Raw genomic sequence first — 19,597 nt, 5'->3', positions numbered from 1 at the left:
GCAAGCGCTGCCTAAGGCTGCGAAAAAAATCCAAGACCATGACCGGTTCCCGGTCAATCGCAGCCTTCGGCAGCTCCTACAGGGGATATCTGAAGCCCATCCTAGGCGCATGGGTATGGCCTTCAAGGCGGAAAGCGTGGGGAGGCGGTTCACAGACTGTGGTTTGAAGTGAGGCCGGAGTAGCCGATTTTGCGGGGAGATTGGCGTGGTAGAGCCGCCCGTGAGGCGGCGTACCGTAGGTTAAGCGAGGTTAATCACTTGCCATCCAGAGCGTGATTGGCCGCCTGTTCGATCAATGCCGCGACTTCTTTCGGGTGCGACTCGTAAACCGAGTGGCTGGCACCGTCGATTTCGATGGTGTGGCTGTGGGCGCGCGCGGCGTACATGCGTTCCAGGTCAGGGTTGATGATGCGGTCCGACTTGGCCACTGCATACCAGCTCGGCTTGGTTTTCCACGCTGGATTTTCTGCCGGCACCGAGAACACCGAAGCGGCCGTCAGCGCCTGCGAGTTGGCCTCGAATTCAGCTTGAGCCTTGGGCAGATCGGCAGCGAAGTCCGCCGGGTAGAACGCCGGGTCCAGGTACAGGAAACCATCGGCGGTTTTCTTCACGGCCTTGGTCGCGTTCGGGTACAGCTTGCCGTTGCCAACTTCGGTCTCACCCTTGTCCAGTGCGTGGGCCGCGATGTACACCAGACCGCTCACGGCCGGCTCATTGCCCGCTTCGGTGATGATCGCGCCACCGTAGCTGTGGCCTACCAGAATGGTCGGGCCGTCCTGCATCGCAATGATCCGCTTGACCGCCGTGACGTCGTCGCTGAAGGAGGTCAACGGGTGCTCGGCGATCGATACGTGATAACCATCCTTGACCAGAATATCGTAGACCGGCTTCCAGCCTGCGCCTGTGACGAATGCACCGTGTACCAGGACGATGTTATGAACCGGTGCCGCCTCGGCCTGGCTGATGCCGCTCATTGCCAACAGGGCCAAAGAAGTGGCGGTGAACAGGACTCGCGCTTTGGGAAACTTCATAAGGTTCATCTCGGTAGTCGATCGAAGGTGGGGGTTCCCTTGCGGGTTCATTAGCCAGACGCATGGCCAGCCGGTTTATTCCCGAACACCGATAAATAATTTTCTGTCGAGAGGCGCATGGTCTTCACTCACTGGGTTGCGGCGGCGCGAATAAATTCGTCACGTGGTTTTGCTATCAAGGGTCTCTCTGACAAAAAGGAACACACACGATGTTGAATGGAATGGCGAAAACCATTGGCTTGATGACGTTGCTGGCCAGTGCCCTGGCCGTCAGTCAACCGACCCTGGCCAGCGATCATCCGGGCAAGGCGTTGGCAGCCAAAATCGGCGTGCCATGGCCCGCAGTGATTGCCCACCGGGGCGCTTCATACGACGCGCCGGAAGAGACCATCCCGGCCTATGCCCTGGCGCGAGACCTGGGCGCGGACTATCTGGAGATGGACATCCAGCGCACCAAAGACGGCGTGCTGATTGCCCTGCACGACAACACCCTCGGGCGCACCACCAACATCGCGCAGGTATTCCCCGACCGCATCAAGGACCCGATCAACACCTTCACTCTGGCGGAGCTCAAACAACTGGACGCCGGCTCGTGGTTCAACGCCGCCCACCCGGATCGCGCCCGCAACAGTTACGTCGGCTTGAAAATCCTCTCGCTGGAGGAAGTGATGGACGTGGCCGACGCCGGGGAGAACAAACCGGGGCTGTACGTCGAAACCAAGGTGCCCGCGCAATTTCCCGGGGTTGAAGCCGATTTGCAGAAGCTCCTGGAAAAACGCGGCTGGCTCGCTCAACGCCCCGCCGCCGCCAAGGGCAAGGTGAACGTTGCCCACACGCCAGGGCGCATCATCCTGCAGACCTTCGAGAAACCTAGCCTCGAATTACTCCAGAAGAGCATGCCGCAGGTGCCGAAAGTGCTGTTGCTGTGGGTGGGCGATGGCTACATGGAAGCCGCCTCCACCGTTAGCTTCAAGGACTCGGGAATCAAGGACGAAGCCACTTACTACGCTGGGCAGGAAGTGAAATCCAAGGCGGAATTCCAGGCGTGGATGGACTGGGCCAAAGCCCACGGCGCCAAGGGTATCGGCCCGGCTTCGGCGCACAAGAACGGTGGCGATCAGAGCTACATGGACATGGTCAAACCGTGGATGACCCAGATGGCCCATGACCGCGGCTTGCTGATTCATCCCTACACTGTCGATGACGACGTGGACTACAAAGAGCTCAGCAAACGTGGCGCCGACGGCTTTTTCACCAACCGTGCTGCGAATCTGCTGAAGTTCTACGGGCGTCCATCCCACGACAGCATCGATGTTCTGCTGCGTCGTAACGGTTACTGAGCCTCAAGCCGGGTCACGCACCACCTGCTGGAACTCGCCCTCCACCAGGCAACTGACCCGGTTACGCCCGGTGCTCTTGGCGCCGTACAGCGCCTTGTCGGCGTCGTTCAACCAACTGATCGCGTCCGCATGTGAAGGGTGATAGGCCGCCAGGCCGATGCTGAGGCTGACGTTCATCATCGGCTCACGCTCGTAGCGGATGGCGCTAAAGGTATCGCGCAGCCGGTCCATGATGTCCGCCGCCGTCGCCAGTGGCGTATTCGGCAGAATCACGCAGAACTCATCACCGCCATAGCGCCCTGGCAGGTCCACGTCCCGCAGATTTTCGCTGAGCACTCGGCTCAACTGACGCAACACGTTGTCGCCCACCACATGGCCATAGGTGTCGTTGATGACTTTGAAATAGTCGATGTCGATCAAGGCAATGGTGCCGTGCTGGCTGGACAGCTTGCAGCGCTGAAACTCGATGTTCAGGTAATCCTTCCACGCCCCATGGTTGAGCAAGCCAGACAAACTGTCGGTCTGGCTGAGGGCCAGCAGTTCGCGACGGTGTCCACGCAACAGATGCGTCTGTTGATAGGCGATCCAGCCAATCATTGCCGGATAGATCGCCAGCAGTGGCACACAGGCGTAAATCTGCATCAGTGTGCTTTCGGGGCTGAAACCCGGGCTGAAGATCAGCATCGAAAACACCGCGCCCGACGCCTGGGCCAACAAGCCGGTCAGCAGAAAACGCGGGCCGCCGATGGCCATGTTGTTCATCGACATCATGGAGATGCTGGTGAGGCTGGGCAGCAGATTGAACTGGATCGCCCCCACCCAAAAGCCGCCGAAGAAGGAGTCGAGCAGCAGGTTACGTTGTTCGGTGCGGAAAGGTACCTGGGAAAAACGCGCCCAGTAATAGGCCGTGAGCGGCCAGACGAAGCCGTTGAACACCATCAACGCCCACACCCACAGCGGTTTGTGCAGCGGATAAATAGCGCCGGCGATGCAGATGAAACCCAGCACAGAACCCAGCGCACGCGACGTGAACAATCGCTTGGTGAGGGAAGGTCCTTTTCCTCCAGGTGCTAGCATCGAATCTTGGCTCCTCTGCCCTGCCTCCGTTGCATTCGGGCCTGCAGCATATCAGAGCAACGGCCAGTAGCCATCATCTTGCCCTTTGCCAACCTGCCGAACGGTCGTCGCCATCAACTCAAATGAATAGCTTAAACACAATCACGCATCCGTCTGAAAAATAATGCTGCGATTCCTCCCGGCGTGTTTTGCCGAATACAGCGCCGCGTCAGCGCGCTGGATCAACGACTCAATGGTGTTCTGCTCACCAGGCACGCAGGAATAACAGCCCAGGCTGACCGTCACGATGCCGGTGGGGTTGGCGGCGTGAGGGATGTGTCGGGCGAGGATCGACAAGCGGATCTTCTCGGCCAGGGCGTAAGCGCCGGCCGAGTCGTTTTCCGGCAAGAACACCGCCATCTCCTCACCGCCGTAGCGCACAGCCAGATCGCCGGCACGGTGCAGGCAGGCGCGCAGCGTGTCCGCGACGGCTACGATGCAATGGTCGCCGGCATAGTGGCCGTAGTCGTCGTTGAAGCTTTTGAAGAAGTCGATGTCGAGCATGATCAGGCTTAACGGCATCTTCTTGCGGCCGCTGCGGCGGAACTCGATGTTCAGCACCCGTTCGAAATGCCGCCGGTTCGACAGGCCGGTCATGCTGTCCTGCAGCGCCAGCTTCTCCAGTGACGCCTGGGCGATGCGCATCTTCGCCTCGGCCTTGAGACCGAAACGGATCTGCTGCACCAGCAACACGCCAAACAGAATATTGGCCAACACGGCAATGATGATGATCACTACCGATTTGTAAGCGTTCTTTTGCCACTCCTCGAGCAGCGACTCTTCCGAGATCGCCGCCGCGACCACCAGCGGGTATTTCTCCAGTTGCCGGTAGCTGTAGAGCCGATTGACGCGATCGAGGACCGAATTGACCATCGCCGTGCCAGAGGTGGATTTGGACAAGTATTCGGAGAACACCTGCCCCTGGGCTATCGACTTGCCGATGAAGCCATCGCTGAACGGTTTGCGTGCGAGAACGGTACCGTCGGTCATCGCGAGAAAGATCGCACCCTTGTGGTCCATGCTGAAGCTGTCGAAGAAGCGGTCAAAGTACTTCATGTTCAGCGTGGCCAGGACCACGCCGTCAAAGTCGCCGTTCTTGTCGTTGACCCGGCGTGAAATCGGGATAATCCAGTCGTTGGTGGTGCGACTGCGCACGGCTTTGCCAATATGCGGGCCGAGGTTGACGTTCTGTTGGTGGTACTTGAAGTATTCGCGGTCGGCGTTGTTGGCGTTGTCGGGCTTGATGCCGAACGAGGTGACGACCCAGTCGCCATTGCGGTCGTAATAGAACACGCCCTGCAACTGGTGGGTTTCCAGCACATGCTGCGCCAGGACTTTCTGCAGCCGCTCGACCTGCCCGGGGGCATGACCGTCGTTTTGCAGGCGTTCGACCAGGTCCAGCAGAATGATATCGGCCTCGTCAAAGGTATCTTCCGCTTGCTGGGCCAGAGATTTCGCAAGGTTGGTGGTGGCGATCTCGGCCTGCGCCAGCTCGTGTTCCTTGGCGTGTGCCAATTGCCAAACGTTGAAGATCACGATGGACCCGCATACCAACACGATCGCAATAATGGCTAGCCACAGCACGGAAGCGCGCTTGGCAGGACCCGGCAACTCGCCCTTACTGTCGTCATGTTGGGAATTCAACAACTTCACCCTTGTTTTCGACGTTTCAAGCGTACGCCATCCTATAAGGCATAGCACTTGGCTGTCCCATTGACCACAGCTTGGGGACTATCGTTCGATTGCCGATCCGCGGTATTCGAATGTGAATACCGGGTATCGGTTGAGGGGGGTGAAACTTGAGGGCTGCAGCGCGACGCTAAATCTGTAGGAGCCAACTTGTTGGCGAGGGGGATGATGCGGTGTATCTGGATCACTACCTCGCGAACACGTTCGCTCCTACACATTGTCGACGCGGGGTTGCAGGCATACAGCTATCGCGGGCAAGCCCGCGCCTACACATCCACCTTATGCCGCGCCGCATACAGGCAGACCATCTCCATCGCCAGGGTCGCGCCGGCCAGGGCGGTGACTTCGGCGTTGTCATAAGGCGGGGCGACTTCCACCACGTCCATGCCCACCAGGTTGATGCCGCGCAACGCCCGTAAAATCTCCAGTGCCTGATGGCTGCTCAGCCCGCCACACACCGGCGTCCCGGTGCCTGGCGCGAATGCCGGGTCGAGGCAGTCGATGTCGAAGGTCAGGTACACCGGGTGATCACCGACCCGTGCCCGAATCATCTCGGCGATCTGTTCCGGACTGTGCCGATGTACGCAACGCGCATCCAGCACTTGAAAGCCCATCACGTCGTCGTTGGTGGTGCGCAACCCCACCTGCACCGAGCGCGTCGGGTCCACCAGCCCCTCCTTGGCCGCGTGGTAAAACATGGTGCCGTGGTCGATGCGTTTCTGCTCTTCGTCCGGCCAGGTGTCGCTGTGCGCATCGAAGTGAATCAACGACAGCTTGCCGTGTTTCTTCGCATGGGCCTTGAGCAGCGGGTAACTGATGAAGTGATCGCCGCCCAGGGTCAGCATCGCGCAGCCCGCTTCAAGAATCCGCTCGGCATGCGCCTCGATCAGCTCCGGGGTTTGCTGCGGGGTGCCGTGGTCAAAGGCGCAGTCGCCGTAGTCGATCACTGCCAGATGATCGAAAGGGTCGAACGCCCAGGGGAAGTGCCGGGCCCAGGCCATTTGTACCGACGCGGCCCTGATCGCCCGCGGCCCGAACCGGCTGCCGGGACGGTTGGTGGTGGCGGTGTCGAACGGAATCCCGCTGACGACCAGATCCACGCCTTCTAAATCACGGCTGTAACGGCGACGCATGAAACTGGTGACGCCAGCGTAGGTCGGTTCTGCCGCTGTGCCATACAGGTCGGGACGGGTGAAGGCTTGATCATTGTTGATCGCATGATCCATGACGATAACTTCCAGAATTAAGAGGGTTACTGACGGGTACGAAAGGTGGTCCAGGCGCGCATGCGCTCGCGCATCACCTTGGCCGGCAAACTTTGCTCACCGAACAAGTGCGCGCGCACGGCTTCTGGCGGATAAATGCTCGGATCTTCGACGATGTCCTTGTTCAACATCGCGGTCGAGGCCTGGTTGGCGTTGGCGAAGTACAGGCTGTTGGTCAGCTCGGCCATGGAGCTGGGGCGCAGCATGAATTCGACGAAGGCCTTGGCTTCGGCCGGGTGCGGCGCGTCCGCCGGGATCGCCATGGTGTCGACCCACATCAGCGTGCCCTCGCGAGGAATGTGATAGGCGATGTCAAAGGTTTTGTGCGCGGCTTCGGCTTGGGCGCGGGCGGTGTTGGCGTCGCCGTTGTAGGTCAGCGCCAGGCAGATGTCGCCGTTGGCCAGATCGGTGCTCTGGGTACCAAGGCCGATGGTGTGCAGGCTCGGTTGCAGTTTCGCCAGCAACGCCTGGACCTCTTTCAAGTCCGCCGGATCGCTGCTGTAAGGCGATTTACCCAAATAGTTCAGCGCGATGCTGATCACTTCCTGCGGCGTATCGATCACCGAGATCCCGCAATCCTTGAGTTTGCTGGCGTATTCCGGTTTGAACAGCAGGTCGAGGCTGTCCAGCGGCGCGTTGGGGATGCGCTTCTCCACCGCCTGCCGATTGACCGCCAGGCCGATGGTGCCCCAGGTATAAGGCACCACGTACTGATTGCCTGGGTCTGCCGCTGCGACCTTGCTCAGAATCCCTTGATCGAGGTTGCCGACGCCTTTCATCTGCTGCAAGCCCGACACCTGCAAGGCTTTGGCCGAAATCACCCGACCGGCCATGGCCGTGCTCGGAAACACCAGGTCGTAGCCGGCACGCCCGGTGAGTAACTTGCTTTCCAGCACGTCGTTGCTGTCGAAGGTGTCGTAATTGACCCGTATCCCGGTCTCGGCCTCAAACGCTTTAATGGTTTTTTCGCCGACATAATCCGGCCAACTGTACAGGTTCAACACTCGCTCTTCGGCGTGCAGGGGCAGTACAAAGCTCATCAGCACAGCCACAGTCAACAGTTTCATGGTCAGCCTCATGGGGAACACGGTCATCCGGTTGCCTGCATCCTGCTTGTTGTCTGGCGTTCAGAAAATATAAAGTGTTGAACTTTGGCATTCACCGCAATAAATGTTTGGAGTGTGCACATGCTCGGTCAATTACACGACATCGACCTACAACTGCTGCGGATTTTCGTCTGTGTAGTGGAATGCGCCGGTTTCAGTGCTGCGCAGGGCGTGTTGGGCATCACTCAATCGACCATCAGCACCCAGATGGCCAAACTGGAGACCCGGCTCGGCTTTGTGCTGTGCGAGCGCGGCAAAGGCGGCTTTCGCCTGACGCCCAAGGGCGAAGAGGTATTAAAGGCCACGCGCAAGCTGTTTGCCGCCATCGAAAGCTTCAAGGGCGAAGCACAGGGCATGGCCGGCGTGTTGTTGGGTGAACTGCACATTGGCTTGTCGGAATCTCTCAACAACCCGGTGCTGCAAAGTGTCGGTCAGGCCGTGGGGCGTTTTCGCCAGCGTAAACAGGCGGTGCAGATGGAAATGCTCAGCGCCGCGCCGCCCGAGCTGGAACGCCGTCTGTTGCAGGACCAATTGCACGTGGCCGTCGGCTATTTCTTCTCCGGCAATCAGCCGGCGCTGGATTACCTGCCGCTGTTTCACGAACGCCAGCGCCTGTATTGCGCGGCGGGGCATACGCTGTTCGAGCATCCGTCACCGACCCTGGACGACCTCGCCCGCTGCGATCAGGTGCTACACCCCTACCGCATCGGCCATGTGCAGGAGCCGTTTCGCTCGCCCGTGAGCAGCGTGCGCGCCGAACATGTGGACGCCAGCCTGGCGTTTATCCTCTCCGGTGCGCACATCGGCTACCTGCCGGAACACATCGCCGCGCCGTGGATCAGCAGCAACCTGTTGCGTCCGCTGCTGCCCGAGGTGCTGGATTTCGACGTGCAGTTCTATCTGGTGCAGCATCGCGGTCGACACTCCAGCGATGTACAACAGGCGTTCGTTGAGGATCTGTTGACAGCGTTTGCGGTCACTCTGGTGTAAGCTCCCGAGCTGTTTGATCAATGCTTCGAGAGGCTTATGCGCTCCACTTTCCGTCGCTCCACCCTTCCTGCCCTGCGCGGCTTCCCTCTGGCAGTCGACGCCCTGACGATGTTGCCGAGTGCCGCCGACTACCGCCGTTGCCTGTTGCAGAAGATTGCCGCCGCGACGCAGCGCATCTACGTGGTGGCGCTGTACCTGCAGCAGGACGAAGCCGGACAGGAAATTCTCGACGCGCTGTACGCGGCCAAAACCGCAAGGCCAGAGCTGGATGTCGTGGTGTTGGTGGACTGGTTCCGTGCCCAGCGTGGGTTGATCGGTGCCGGCAAGCAGGCGGGCAACTCGGCGTGGTATCAGGCTGAAAACCTCAAGCATGACGTGGAAGTGCCGATTTACGGGGTGCCGGTGCAAACCCGCGAGCTGTTCGGCGTGCTGCACCTCAAGGGCAGCGTGATCGACGATTGCGTGATTTATACCGGCGCCAGCATCAACAACGTCTACCTGCACCAATTCGACAAGTACCGCCTCGACCGTTATCAGCTACTGCAAAGCAAGGCACTGGCGGACTCGATGCAGAAGTTGGTGCAGGACGATGTATTGCCGTCCAAGGCCGTACATCGCCTGGACCTGCCCTCGCCGCCGACCTCGCGCAGCCTGCGTGGCGAAATTCGCCAGTTCCGTCATCAGCTCAAGCGCACCGCCTACGACACCACCGCCGGCACTGAAGACACCAGCGGATTGCGGGTGATTCCGCTGTTGGGCGTCGGTAACAAGAACCCGCTGAACCGCACCATCTGCGAGCTGATTGCCGCCAGTCAGACCCAACTGACCCTGTGCACGCCGTACTTCAACCTGCCGGTGGTGGTGATCCGCGAGATCAACCGTGCGCTCAAGCGTGGCGTGAAGATCGATATCATCATTGGCGACAAGACCGCCAACGACTTCTTCATCTCCCCGGATGAACCGTTCAAGGTCATCTCCGCGCTGCCATACCTGTATGAAATCAGCCTGCGCCGCTTCGCCCGCAAGCATCAGTTGGCAATCCACAAACACCAGTTGAACCTGCATTTGTGGAAGGACGGCGACAACACCTTCCACCTCAAGGGGCTGTGGGCCGACGAGCGCTACACCTTGCTCACCGGCAACAACCTCAACCCGCGCGCCTTCCAGCTCGACCTGGAAAACGCCCTGCTGATCGACGACCCCAAGGGCGAGTGGACCGCACAGCGCGACGCCGAGGTACCGAAATTGATGCGCAACACCCTGCGTGTCGGCAAATACGACGAACTGGACACCCTGCGTGAATACCCACTGGCCGTGAGCACGTTCCTGCGCCGCGTCAGCCGGGTGCGCATCGAGCGTTTGCTGTACCGCATTCTCTAACCGCCAAGGACGACAACCCGCGTGAATAAGAAGACAGGCATCAGAGCCCAGCAAGCCGACCAGACCAAATCAAGAATTCTCGAAGCGGCGGTCCGGGTATTCACTCGTGACGGTTATTCCGGTGGCCGGATCGAGCAGATCTCCACCGAAGCCGAGTCCAACGACCGGATGATCTATTACTACTTCGGCAGCAAGGAAAAGTTGTTCATCCGCGTGCTGGAACACACCTACGAACAATTCAACCAGGCCGAAAGCGAACTGCGCCTGAACCTGTCGACCCCGGTGGAAACCTTGCGCGAGCTGGTGGCGTTCATTTGGACCTACTACGTCACGCACCCGGAATTCGTCGCCATTCTCACCGTCGAAAACCTGCACAAAGGTAAACACGCCAAGCAGTCCAGCGAGTTGCGGCGCCTGTCGGGGGAAGCGGTGGGCGTGCTGCGGCCGATCATCGAAGCCGGTCAGGAACAAGGCCTGTTCCGCCGCGACATCGACATCAAGCACGTTTACTTGATGATCGCCTCGCTCTGCTACTTCTATAACTCCAACCAGCACACCCTCAGTTCGTTCCTCGGCGAAGACCTCGCGGACCACGGCCAGCGTCAGGACTGGCTGGCGTTCATCAGCGACCTGGTGCTGCGCGGCGTGCAGGTGCAGCCGGCTTGATCAATGGCTGCCCGGATTGGCGCGGACATGCGCGACTTTCTGCTCAAGACCCTGCCACGCTGGCTCGGCCGAGGCGAAACGACTGCGCAGGTACCCCGCCAGTTCGGCCACTTGGGTGTTTGAGAGGCTGTCCTTGAAGCCGGGCATATAACCCAGATCCGGCGTCGCCGGGGTCGCGATACCCTGCAGGATCACCTTGAGCAGGTTGTCCGGCAATGCCGCATGCACGTTGGTGTTGCTGGCCAGCGATGGGCTGACACCAAACAATTTCGGCCCCAGACCGTCGGCGTGACACCCCTGACACGAGCCCTCGAACACCCGCCGACCGTTGTTCAAGGAGACCGCGCTGACACTCGGCTGCGCCACTTCTTCGACCGTAGACACTGGCGCCGCCTGGGCTGAACTGTCCAGCGACGCCAGGTACACGGCCATTGCCCGCACATCGGCCTTGGGCAATTTCGACAGTTCACTGACCACTGGGCCCATCGGCCCAGCCGCCACGCCATGGGCGTCGGAATAGCCGCTGCTCAGATAGTTATACAGTTGGTCTTCGGTCCACGGCGTCGGCGATTTCGACAAGCCATTGAGTGCCGGCGCATCCCAGCCATCCACCGTGCCGCCCGCCAGGAACGCAGCCCCGCCCTTCTCCGCGCCCATCAGGTTGCGCGGCGAGTGACAGGCCGCGCAGTGCCCGAGGCCATTGACCAGATAGGCGCCGCGATTCCATTGCTCACTGCGTTCGGGCTGGACCTTGATTTCGCCCTTGCGCAAAAACAAAGCGTTCCAGCCGGCCATCATCGGCCGCAGATTGAACGGGAACTGCATGGCGTTAGGCTTGGCCGGTTGGCTGACCGGGGCCTGTGCCATCAAGTAGGCGTACAGCGCCTGCATGTCGGCGTCGTTGACGTTGCGAAAAGCAGTGTAGGGAAACGCTGGATACAGGTGCTTGCCGTCACGGCTGATGCCATCACGCATGGCCCGCTCGAACGCCGGGTAAGACCAGTTGCCGATCCCGGTTTTCGGGTCTGGGGTGATGTTGCTGCTGTACAGCGTGCCGAACGGCGTGTCCATGGCCAAGCCACCGGCATTGGTCACGCCGCCCGGCGCGGTGTGACACACCGCGCAATCCCCCGCCGCCGCCAGCAATCGCCCGCGCTCCAGGGTGGCGGCCGACCAGGTGCCAGCAGCCGGTGGCGCAATCGGCGCGATTTCGGCACGCCAGGGCAGCGCCGTCGCTGCGATCCCGAGCACTGCACCGAACGCGGCGAACAACGAACCGAACAGCCATTTCGAGCGTTTGCTTTTCAGCGAATTCGGCGGCGCACTATTGGCGCTGTCGGCCGAGCCTTTCAGCGCAGCGAGCACCCGTTCGGCGGTGATCGGCAGCTCGCGAAAACGAATCCCGGTAGCGTCATAGATCGCGTTGGCAATTGCTGCCGCGCTAGGCACCGCTGCCGACTCCCCGGCGCCCATCGGCGGCTCGTTTTGCCGGGGCATCATTAACACGTCGATCTCCGGCACCTGAGGGAAGGTCAGAATCGGATAACCGCCCCACTCCTTGCTTGACACCGTCGACTCTTCAAACGTCACCCGTTCCTTGAGCACCCGGCTGGTGGACTGGATCACGTTGCCGTGAATCTGGTGCTGCACCCCGGCCGGGTTGACCATCATCCCCGCGTCGTGACCGATCACCACCCGTGTCACCGAGACCTCGCCACTCAGTTTGTCCACCGCCACATCGGCGACCCACGCCGCCCATGCCGCGCCGAAGCCGGGAAATTTGCTGTGGATATAGCGCGCGTAAGCAAAGCCGCGACCCCGGAGGATGTTGTGCTCTTCCGGGATTTGCATCGGTTGCGTGCGCGGGGTCCACTCAGCGCGGGCGGCGGTGGCTTTGACCAGCTCCGAGGCGCGCTCGTCATGCAGGTAACGCAGGCGGTATTCGATGGGATCGACGCCGGCGGCAAACGCCAGTTCGTCGATGTACGATTCATGGGCGAAGGTATTGGGCAACGCCGACACCCCGCGCATCCACGACGCGCGAACAATCGGCGCCATGTCGTTGATGGTGACCCGCATGTGCTCGAAATCGTAAGGCGGGATCGACGTGCGATCGCCCATCTCGAACATCGCCGCCACCGGCTCGACCCGCCCGGTCAGCAACAACGCCAGGGTCGGTGCGCCGTTGGACGGGTAGCTGGTCTGGAAGTCATAACCGGCAACACTGCCGTCGGTATTGATCCCGCCATCGATTTCCATCAATTGCGCGGTGCCCTTGGGCTCCCAGGCGTGCTCCTGTTCGCGGGTCAGCTGCACCCGCACCGGCAGGCCCACCGCACGGGACAACAGCACGGCATCCGCGCACACATCGTCGGCGCAATTACGCCCGTAGCACCCCGCCGCCTCCATGCGAATGATCTCGATCTGCTCTTCGGGATACTCCAGCAGCCACGCCAAATCAGCGCGCAACAGGTGCGGGTTTTGCGTGCCGGACCAGACGCGAACGCCCTCGTCGTGATAATCCGCCAGACCGCAAGACGGGCCGATCGAGCCGTGAATCTGATACGGCCATAAATAGGTACGGCTCATGCGCTGACTGGCATTACCCAGCGCTTCGTCGACATTGCCCTGATCCAACACCACCCGCTGCACGCTGGGGTTATCGCGGATCGCCTGCTCGATGTCGCTCATGTCCGGCAGCTTGTGGTTCCAGGCTTTCCAGGTGACTTTCAACGCCTGCGCGGCCTTGGCGGCTTGCTCTTCACGCATGGCCACCACGCCGACAAAATCGCGAATCACCACCACCCGGACGATGCCCGGAATGTGGGCGATGGACGACTCGTCCACCTCCAGCAGGCTGTTGCCAACGAAATCACCACTGTCGAGCCCGGCATACGGCGGGCGAATCACTCGGCCGTGGAGCATGTCCGGCAGACGCATGTCGTGGACATAGGTCAACTCGCCAGTGGCCTTGCCCGGAATATCCACCCGCGCCGCGCCCTTGCCGACCAAGCGGTAGTCTTCCAGACGCTTGAGCGGCGCATCGCCGGAAATCGTCAGCTGGTCATGCTCGCCCCCCACCAACTCGGCGAAACTCAGTTGCCGGCCGTCTTCGCCTTTAATCACGCCACTGTCTATATGCAGGCTTTCCACCGTCACCTGAAACCGCTGCGCCGCACGGGCCAGCAGAAAACGCCGGGCTTCGGCGGCAGCATTGCGCAACGGAATGGCGGAAATCTGGATCGTCGCACTGGCGATAGTTGCGCCCTGATTTGGCGCACTGTCGGTGCTGCCCAGCACCATGCACACCTGCTCCATGTTCAGGTCCAGTTCCTCGGCGACGATCTGCGCCAGCGAGGTGCGGATACCGGTACCGAGGTCGACATGGCCGTTGAAGGCATAGACCTTGCCGTCATCATTCACCGCAATGAACAACCCCAGTTCCTTGGGTTTGACCACCGGCGTCCCGCCCTTGGCCACCGGACCGGACGGCGGCTGAATCTGATCGACAATCAGCAATACACCGGTCTTGGCCAGCAGTTGATCACGGGTAGGCGTGGCTTGAGTCATGGTCATCGGTCCGTTCAAGGCAATGGACGGGCGGCACGCAACACCGCGCGAAGGATTTCGATATGGGTGCCGCAACGGCAGAGATTGGCCGACAGCTCGTTGCGAATCTGCGTTTCACTGGGATGGGGGTTGCGATCAAGCAAGGCTTTAGCGGTCATGATCATGCCGTTCATGCAGTAACCGCATTGCGCCGCCTGCTCATCGATGAACGCCTGCTGCACCGGGTGTGGGCACTCGCGCGTGCCGATGCCTTCCAGGGTGGTGATCTCCCGACCTGCGGCGCCGGACAACGGGAACACGCAAGAACGCGCGGCGACGCCATCGACGATCACCGTACACGCCCCGCACTCACCCAACCCGCAGCCGTATTTCGGGCCGTTGAGCTGTAGGTCATTACGCAGCACCAGCAATAACGGCGTGTCGGCCATCGCCGTGACCGAGGTGGTCTGGCCATTGACGCGCAGGGCCACAGTGGTCTCACGCAGTGCGACTTGCTCACTCATGCAGGGCTCCAAGTGTTACCGCACGACCGATTCAGGGGGTGCTATTTGATGAAGTGATTGCTACATGAAATGAGAGCAGGAAGCGTGCCAAGGGGGAAAAGTGGTGGAGATCTTGTTGAGAGTTGGGTCTAGACAGGGCGTGCCGGACCAGAGGTTTGCGTCAGGCGCAGATTTTTTGTAGGAGCCGACTTGTTGGCGAGCAGTCATCAAGCAGTACACCTGACACACCGCCATCGCGGGCAAGCCCGCCCCTACAAGTGTCAGCGCCCTCCAATCAATCCTCAATCATCTTGCGCAGCAAATACAAAATAGCCACCCGCTCCGCCGGGTTCAGATTACTCATCGTCAACTCACTGATCTGCGCCGCATGCGGCACGGTGTCCAGCACCAACTGCCGTCCACTGTCGGACAAGCCAACAATCACCTTGCGCCGATCTTCCGGGTCCGGCTCAAGCGTAATCAAATCACGCGCCTTGAGCCGTTCGACGATGCCGCGAATGGTCGCCTGGTCCACGGCGGTGACTTTTACCAACTCAGTCAACGAACTCGGACCGTTGTCACGCACGGCGCATAACGTAACGAATTGCACCGCCGTCAGCTGCGAATCGCCGACGTTCTGTTGAAAGATCGCCATATGCCGCTGGTAAGCCTTGCGCAGCAAATGGCCAACCTGTTCGGAAAAGGCATAAGAATCAGATGTTGTATCGGGCACGGCAGGCTCTGTCTGGCGGGATTGAAGTGTCGGGTACATTAACAAAATCTGTGATCGCGCATCACCTGTAGGAGCTGCCGCAGGCTGCGATGGCAGCGAGTCTGACACACCGCGTCAAGCAGATCGCAGCCTTCGGCAGCTCCTACAAAAAATTGGTCACCCATCAATGCGCGATAGAACCCTCGGGCGCCACCACTTCCCCGCCCAACACCACCGCCTTGTCGTCCAGATAGATATCGCAACGGCGCAGCGGAATGTCCAGATGACACGGCGTTTTTCGCGTACCGCCGACTTCGGTATTCGGCCCGGTGGAAAACAGGAAGTTGCCATAGAACGCCCTGGCGTCCATGCACATGCCGTCGTTTTTATCGTGCAGGCCCATGGCGGTCCACTGCGCGCGCGGCTGCAAACCCCAGCCGATATGCGAGATGCCGTACACCTCCGGATCGTTGAAATACTTCATGTAATCACGCAGGTATTCGGCCTCGAAACCACCATGAATCGAAGTGATGAACCCCTTGTTGATCTCTAGGGTGATCTGTTCCCGTGAGTAGTTTTTGAACGGCAACACGATGTCACCGACATCAATTACCAGCACACCTTCGGCGGTTTCTTCGTTCGGCCAGGAGAACAGAAAACCGCTAGGCCAATGGTCCCAACGCCCAGGCTCATCAGCAAAACCGTACTCGGTGACTGACGGATATTGCCCCAACTGCGCGCGGAAATCGCTGCCGGCCTTGGACCGTACCTGGATCGAACGCGCCTTTTTCAGCACCGCGTCGGCCGCCATCACCCGCTCTTTGTCGGCCAGGGTCGGCAGCATTCGCGCCAGCACTTCCGGTGGCTCGACCGCCAGCAGAATGCGCGTGCCGGTCTTGAGTATCTGCTCCTGCTCGGGCGAGTGCAGCAGCATCATGGTGTCGACAATCAGGTCCGCCGCTTCCAGCGCCCGTTGCGCTGCGATGTTGCCGGTCAAGGCCGTGTCGCCGCAGTAGGCGGTCATGTCGTTGCCCATGGCTTTCGGATGGTTGAACGATGGTAATTCCACGGCGTAAACCTTGGCCCCCAGACGCTGCGCTGCGTCCATCGCCGCGCGCACGGTGCGGGGGTCGGAGTAATGACTTTTCAATACCGCAACGCTCTGCGTCGGGTCGACTTTCGACAACTTCAACACTTGTTCGAACATCTGGGTCAGTTCGCAATCGCTTACCGGCATTTCATCTCTCCTCGTAACTGAGCTGTTTCCCCGACGCACCGAAACAAGGCGTCGCGCTTCACATGAGTGCATTTTTACAACGTACACGCCATTTAAAACTGATAAGACATCAAATCAATGCGCTCTGCAATAGCCACGCCATTTCGTTACCCAGCACCACAACCTCAATAAAATAGGGTTACTCAAGGTTACATTGACCTTTTATCGTTGTTTTTTATTTTTTCAATCGAACTATTCACATTTCAAAAAAAGAGCGTATACACTTTAAAAACGTTGCGAGCGTTGTTCCATGATCTCGCCGACCACACACCGAACTACTATCAAGATCGAAGGAAACTCCCCATGCGAAGCACACAAAAAATCGCAATCGTCGGCGCAGGTCTAGGTGGGGCCGCTGCTGCCACGCTGTTGCAGCAAGCCGGGTTCACGGTCGATATCTATGAGCAGGCCTCGGAGTTTTCGCGGATCGGCGCGGGCATCCACATGGGCCCGAACATCATGAAAATCTTCCGCCGCATGGGGATCGAACAGACCTTGAGCGACATGGGTTCACACCCCGACTTCTGGTTCAGCCGTGACGGCGCCAGCGGCGACTATTTGTCCCGGATACCGCTGGGGGCGTTTGCGCGAAAGGAATACGGCGCGGCCTACATCACTGTGCACCGCGGTGACCTGCACGCGCTGCAAATGTCGACCATCGCCCCCGGCACCGTGCACTTCAGCAAGTGCCTGACAACCCTCGAGGAGACGGGCGACGGCGTGCGCTTGAGTTTCAGTGACGGCACCACGGCCGAGGCCGATATCGTCATTGGGGCCGACGGCATTAACTCGAAAATCCGCGAAGAGCTGCTGGGTCACGAAAAGCCGCTGTACAGCGGCTGGGTCGCCCACCGTGCGTTGATCCGCAGCGAGGTGCTGACCAAGTACAAGCTGGACTTTGAAAACTGCGTGAAATGGTGGACCGAAGACCGCCACATGATGGTCTATCACACCACCGGCCAGCGCGATGAGTACTACTACGTCACCGGCGTGCCGCACCCGGCCTGGGATTTCAACGGTAACTTCGTCGACAGCAGCCGCGAGGAAATGTACGACGCGTTCCAGGGCTACCACCCGACGGTTCAGGCGCTGATCGAGTCCACCGAGTCCGTGACCAAATGGCCACTGCTCAACCGCAATCCGCTGCCATTGTGGAGCCGTGGTCGTCTGGTGCTGCTGGGCGATGCCTGCCATCCGATGAAACCACACATGGCCCAAGGCGCCGGCATGGCCATCGAAGATGCGGCGATGTTGACCCGCTGCCTCGAGGAAACCGGCCTCAGCGATTACCGCACCGCGTTTGAACTCTACGAAGCCAACCGCAAGGAACGCGCCTCTCGGGTGCAGGCGGTGTCCAACGCCAACACCTGGTTGCGCACTCAAGAAGACCCGGCCTGGGTCTACGGCTATGACCTGTACGGTCAACAGCTGAAATCCGGGGTGGCGGCGTGAGCACCTTCATTCAAGGCGGCAACGTCCAGGCCAATGGCATTCGTCAGCATTACCTGCGCTATGGCGGCGAGCGCTTCGCCGACAAACCGGCACTGCTGCTGATTCCCGGCATCACCAGCCCGGCGATCACCTGGGGATTTGTCGCCGAACGGCTGGGTGCGCATTTCGACACCTATGTGCTGGATGCGCGCGGGCGTGGTCTGTCGTCAACCGGTGCGGAGCTGGATTACGGCTCCGACGCCTGCGCCGAGGACATCGCCGCCTTCGCCAAGGCGCTGGGGATCGACGCCTACCATCTGCTGGGCCATTCCATGGGCGCACGCTTTGCCACGCGCAGCGCGGTGCTGCATCCGCAAGGCCTGAAGCGTCTGGTGTTGATCGACCCTCCGGTGTCCGGCCCCGGTCGTCGTGAATACCCGAGCAAGCTGCCGTGGTACGTGGACTCGATCCGTCAGTCACTGCTTGGGATGGACGCCGAGGCCATGCGTACCTTCTGTCCGACTTGGACCAAAGACCAACTGCAGGTCAGGGCCGAGTGGCTGCACACTTGCTACGAACCAGCCATTGTGCGCGCCTTCAATGACTTCCATGACGTCGACTTCCACCAGAATCTACCGTGGCTGACGGTGCCGACGCTGTTGATCGTCGCCGGTCGGGGCGGGGTGATTCAGGCCGAAGACGAAGCCGAGATGCTGCAATTGCAACCCGAAATGCTCATCGCCCACGTCGAAAACGCCGGGCACATGATTCCGTGGGACGACCTCGAAGGATTCTTCACCGCGTTCGGTGATTTCCTCGGTGAGTCCATTCGCTAAGCAAGGGGACGTTCATGAGCCAGCAAGAGCAAAGCGCCGACGCCAACTATCAGGGCGTCTGGGGTCAGCGTATCGGCTTCGGTAAAAAACCGGCGTTGCTGATGATTGATTTCATGCAGGGTTATACCCACGAAGGTGCGCCGCTGTTTGCGCCTGGCGTGGTCAGTGCCGTGGCCGAAAGCGTCGAACTGTTGGCCTGCGCGCGGCAGCACAAAATTACCGTGGTGCACACCAACATCCGTTACCACCCCGGGCACTTCGCCGACGGTGGCATGTGGGTGGTGAAAGCGCCGGTGATGAAGGACATGGTCGAAGGCAACCCGCTGGCGGCGTTCTGTGAAGAAGTACTGCCCACGGCCGATGAAGTGGTGATCAGCAAGCAATACGCCAGCTCATTCTTCGGCACCAGCCTGGCGTCGATGCTGCACGCACAGGGCATCGACACCGTGGTGTTGGCGGGTTGTTCCACCAGTGGCTGCATTCGGGCCACGGCAGTAGATGCTGTGCAACACGGATTTAGAACCATCGTCGTCCGAGAATGCGTCGGCGACCGTCACCCCGCTCCCCACGAAGCCAACCTGTTCGACATCGACAGCAAATATGGTGACGTGGTGAGCAAACAGGAAGCGATGGCGCAGTTCGAAAAAGCCTGACAACAACCTGTAGGAGCGGGCTTGCCCGCGATGAATTCAACGCGGTGTGTCAGA

General features: G+C 60.2%; 16 protein-coding genes. 7 read left to right on the top strand and 9 right to left on the bottom strand.

From position 1 onward, the window contains the following. Nucleotides 1-254: 254 nt before the first annotated feature. Nucleotides 255-1,031, bottom strand: a complete 777-nt coding sequence (locus tag ACF0H7_RS08935) for an alpha/beta hydrolase (RefSeq protein ID WP_397452403.1) — start codon at nt 1,029-1,031, stop codon at nt 255-257. Nucleotides 1,032-1,273: 242 nt separating this feature from the next. On the opposite strand from ACF0H7_RS08935, the gene ACF0H7_RS08930 reads away from it, so the two are divergent. Then, complete coding sequence (locus tag ACF0H7_RS08930; RefSeq protein ID WP_397453863.1) at nt 1,274-2,371, top strand: glycerophosphodiester phosphodiesterase; 1,098 nt, start codon at nt 1,274-1,276, stop codon at nt 2,369-2,371. Nucleotides 2,372-2,374: 3 nt separating this feature from the next. Here the strand turns inward: ACF0H7_RS08930 and ACF0H7_RS08925 are convergent, their stop codons facing one another. From ACF0H7_RS08925 to ACF0H7_RS08910, 4 genes are all read right to left on the bottom strand, one after another. Beyond that, the gene (locus tag ACF0H7_RS08925; RefSeq protein WP_397452402.1) at nt 2,375-3,448 is read right to left on the bottom strand and encodes a diguanylate cyclase; all 1,074 of its coding nucleotides are present in this window, start codon (nt 3,446-3,448) and stop codon (nt 2,375-2,377) included. A 141-nt stretch (nt 3,449-3,589) separates the two neighbouring features. Next, complete coding sequence (locus ACF0H7_RS08920) at nt 3,590-5,131, bottom strand: diguanylate cyclase (RefSeq protein ID WP_397452401.1); 1,542 nt, start codon at nt 5,129-5,131, stop codon at nt 3,590-3,592. Nucleotides 5,132-5,442: 311 nt separating this feature from the next. Beyond that, the gene (gene speB, locus ACF0H7_RS08915) at nt 5,443-6,402 is read right to left on the bottom strand and encodes an agmatinase (RefSeq protein WP_397452400.1); all 960 of its coding nucleotides are present in this window, start codon (nt 6,400-6,402) and stop codon (nt 5,443-5,445) included. 26 nt (nt 6,403-6,428) lie between these two features. Beyond that, nucleotides 6,429-7,508: an extracellular solute-binding protein gene (locus ACF0H7_RS08910; protein WP_397452399.1), complete on the bottom strand. Its 1,080-nt coding sequence runs from the start codon at nt 7,506-7,508 to the stop codon at nt 6,429-6,431. Between the two features lie 120 nt (nt 7,509-7,628). Here ACF0H7_RS08910 and ACF0H7_RS08905 point away from each other — a divergent pair, with 120 nt between their 5' ends. From ACF0H7_RS08905 to ACF0H7_RS08895, 3 genes are read left to right on the top strand one after another with little or no spacing between them, the layout of a single operon-like run. After that, nucleotides 7,629-8,537 carry a LysR family transcriptional regulator gene (locus ACF0H7_RS08905; protein ID WP_397452398.1) on the top strand — a complete coding sequence of 303 codons (909 nt, stop codon included), beginning with the start codon at nt 7,629-7,631 and terminating at the stop codon, nt 8,535-8,537. A gap of 36 nt (nt 8,538-8,573) precedes the next feature. Continuing rightward, on the top strand, nt 8,574-9,917 hold the full coding sequence (pssA, locus tag ACF0H7_RS08900; RefSeq protein WP_397452397.1) for a CDP-diacylglycerol--serine O-phosphatidyltransferase: 1,344 nt from the start codon (nt 8,574-8,576) through the stop codon (nt 9,915-9,917). A 21-nt stretch (nt 9,918-9,938) separates the two neighbouring features. Continuing rightward, the gene (locus tag ACF0H7_RS08895) at nt 9,939-10,583 is read left to right on the top strand and encodes a TetR/AcrR family transcriptional regulator (RefSeq protein WP_397452396.1); all 645 of its coding nucleotides are present in this window, start codon (nt 9,939-9,941) and stop codon (nt 10,581-10,583) included. Here the strand turns inward: ACF0H7_RS08895 and ACF0H7_RS08890 are convergent, their stop codons facing one another. From ACF0H7_RS08890 to ACF0H7_RS08875, 4 genes are all read right to left on the bottom strand, one after another. Then, entirely contained in the window at nt 10,584-14,153 is a 3,570-nt protein-coding gene (locus tag ACF0H7_RS08890) for a molybdopterin cofactor-binding domain-containing protein (protein WP_397452395.1), read from the bottom strand. 14 nt (nt 14,154-14,167) lie between these two features. Continuing rightward, nucleotides 14,168-14,656, bottom strand: a complete 489-nt coding sequence (locus ACF0H7_RS08885; RefSeq protein WP_397452394.1) for a (2Fe-2S)-binding protein — start codon at nt 14,654-14,656, stop codon at nt 14,168-14,170. Nucleotides 14,657-14,930: 274 nt separating this feature from the next. Further along, a complete protein-coding gene (locus ACF0H7_RS08880; protein ID WP_397452393.1) occupies nt 14,931-15,407 on the bottom strand; it encodes a MarR family winged helix-turn-helix transcriptional regulator in 477 nt (158 codons plus the stop codon). Between the two features lie 124 nt (nt 15,408-15,531). Then, nucleotides 15,532-16,584, bottom strand: coding sequence for a 2,5-dihydroxypyridine 5,6-dioxygenase (locus ACF0H7_RS08875; RefSeq protein WP_397452392.1), 1,053 nt, complete (start codon nt 16,582-16,584; stop codon nt 15,532-15,534). Between the two features lie 342 nt (nt 16,585-16,926). Between ACF0H7_RS08875 and ACF0H7_RS08870 the strand changes: the two genes are divergently transcribed. Genes ACF0H7_RS08870 through ACF0H7_RS08860 form a run of 3 tightly spaced genes read left to right on the top strand, consistent with a single transcriptional unit; the run spans nt 16,927 to nt 19,543 of the window. Continuing rightward, complete coding sequence (locus ACF0H7_RS08870; RefSeq protein WP_397452391.1) at nt 16,927-18,075, top strand: FAD-dependent monooxygenase; 1,149 nt, start codon at nt 16,927-16,929, stop codon at nt 18,073-18,075. Next, nucleotides 18,072-18,890, top strand: a complete 819-nt coding sequence (locus ACF0H7_RS08865; RefSeq protein ID WP_397452390.1) for an alpha/beta fold hydrolase — start codon at nt 18,072-18,074, stop codon at nt 18,888-18,890. The genes ACF0H7_RS08870 and ACF0H7_RS08865 overlap by 4 nt, the downstream gene beginning before the upstream one ends. A gap of 14 nt (nt 18,891-18,904) precedes the next feature. Next, complete coding sequence (locus ACF0H7_RS08860) at nt 18,905-19,543, top strand: N-carbamoylsarcosine amidohydrolase (protein ID WP_397452389.1); 639 nt, start codon at nt 18,905-18,907, stop codon at nt 19,541-19,543. The last annotated feature ends 54 nt before the right edge of the window (nt 19,544-19,597 follow it).

It is taken from the genome of Pseudomonas sp. NA-150, assembly GCF_044336365.1.
GTDB lineage: Bacteria > Pseudomonadota > Gammaproteobacteria > Pseudomonadales > Pseudomonadaceae > Aquipseudomonas.
Note: the sequence above shows the minus strand (reverse complement) of the source record. Positions and strands in the feature narration are given on the sequence as shown.

Excerpts from the sequence above, each read along its gene's own strand:
- ACF0H7_RS08885 (WP_397452394.1), bottom strand. The coding sequence starts at position 14,656 with ATGAGTGAGCAAGTCGCACTGCGTGAGACCACTGTGGCCCTGCGCGTC.
- ACF0H7_RS08905 (WP_397452398.1), top strand. The coding sequence starts at position 7,629 with ATGCTCGGTCAATTACACGACATCGACCTACAACTGCTGCGGATTTTC.
- ACF0H7_RS08910 (WP_397452399.1), bottom strand. The coding sequence starts at position 7,508 with ATGAAACTGTTGACTGTGGCTGTGCTGATGAGCTTTGTACTGCCCCTG.
- ACF0H7_RS08925 (WP_397452402.1), bottom strand. The coding sequence starts at position 3,448 with ATGCTAGCACCTGGAGGAAAAGGACCTTCCCTCACCAAGCGATTGTTC.
- speB (WP_397452400.1), bottom strand. The coding sequence starts at position 6,402 with ATGGATCATGCGATCAACAATGATCAAGCCTTCACCCGTCCCGACCTG.
- ACF0H7_RS08935 (WP_397452403.1), bottom strand. The coding sequence starts at position 1,031 with ATGAAGTTTCCCAAAGCGCGAGTCCTGTTCACCGCCACTTCTTTGGCC.
- ACF0H7_RS08880 (WP_397452393.1), bottom strand. The coding sequence starts at position 15,407 with ATGTACCCGACACTTCAATCCCGCCAGACAGAGCCTGCCGTGCCCGAT.
- ACF0H7_RS08890 (WP_397452395.1), bottom strand. The coding sequence starts at position 14,153 with ATGACTCAAGCCACGCCTACCCGTGATCAACTGCTGGCCAAGACCGGT.
- ACF0H7_RS08930 (WP_397453863.1), top strand. The coding sequence starts at position 1,274 with ATGACGTTGCTGGCCAGTGCCCTGGCCGTCAGTCAACCGACCCTGGCC.
- ACF0H7_RS08860 (WP_397452389.1), top strand. The coding sequence starts at position 18,905 with ATGAGCCAGCAAGAGCAAAGCGCCGACGCCAACTATCAGGGCGTCTGG.
- ACF0H7_RS08875 (WP_397452392.1), bottom strand. The coding sequence starts at position 16,584 with ATGCCGGTAAGCGATTGCGAACTGACCCAGATGTTCGAACAAGTGTTG.
- ACF0H7_RS08870 (WP_397452391.1), top strand. The coding sequence starts at position 16,927 with ATGCGAAGCACACAAAAAATCGCAATCGTCGGCGCAGGTCTAGGTGGG.
- pssA (WP_397452397.1), top strand. The coding sequence starts at position 8,574 with ATGCGCTCCACTTTCCGTCGCTCCACCCTTCCTGCCCTGCGCGGCTTC.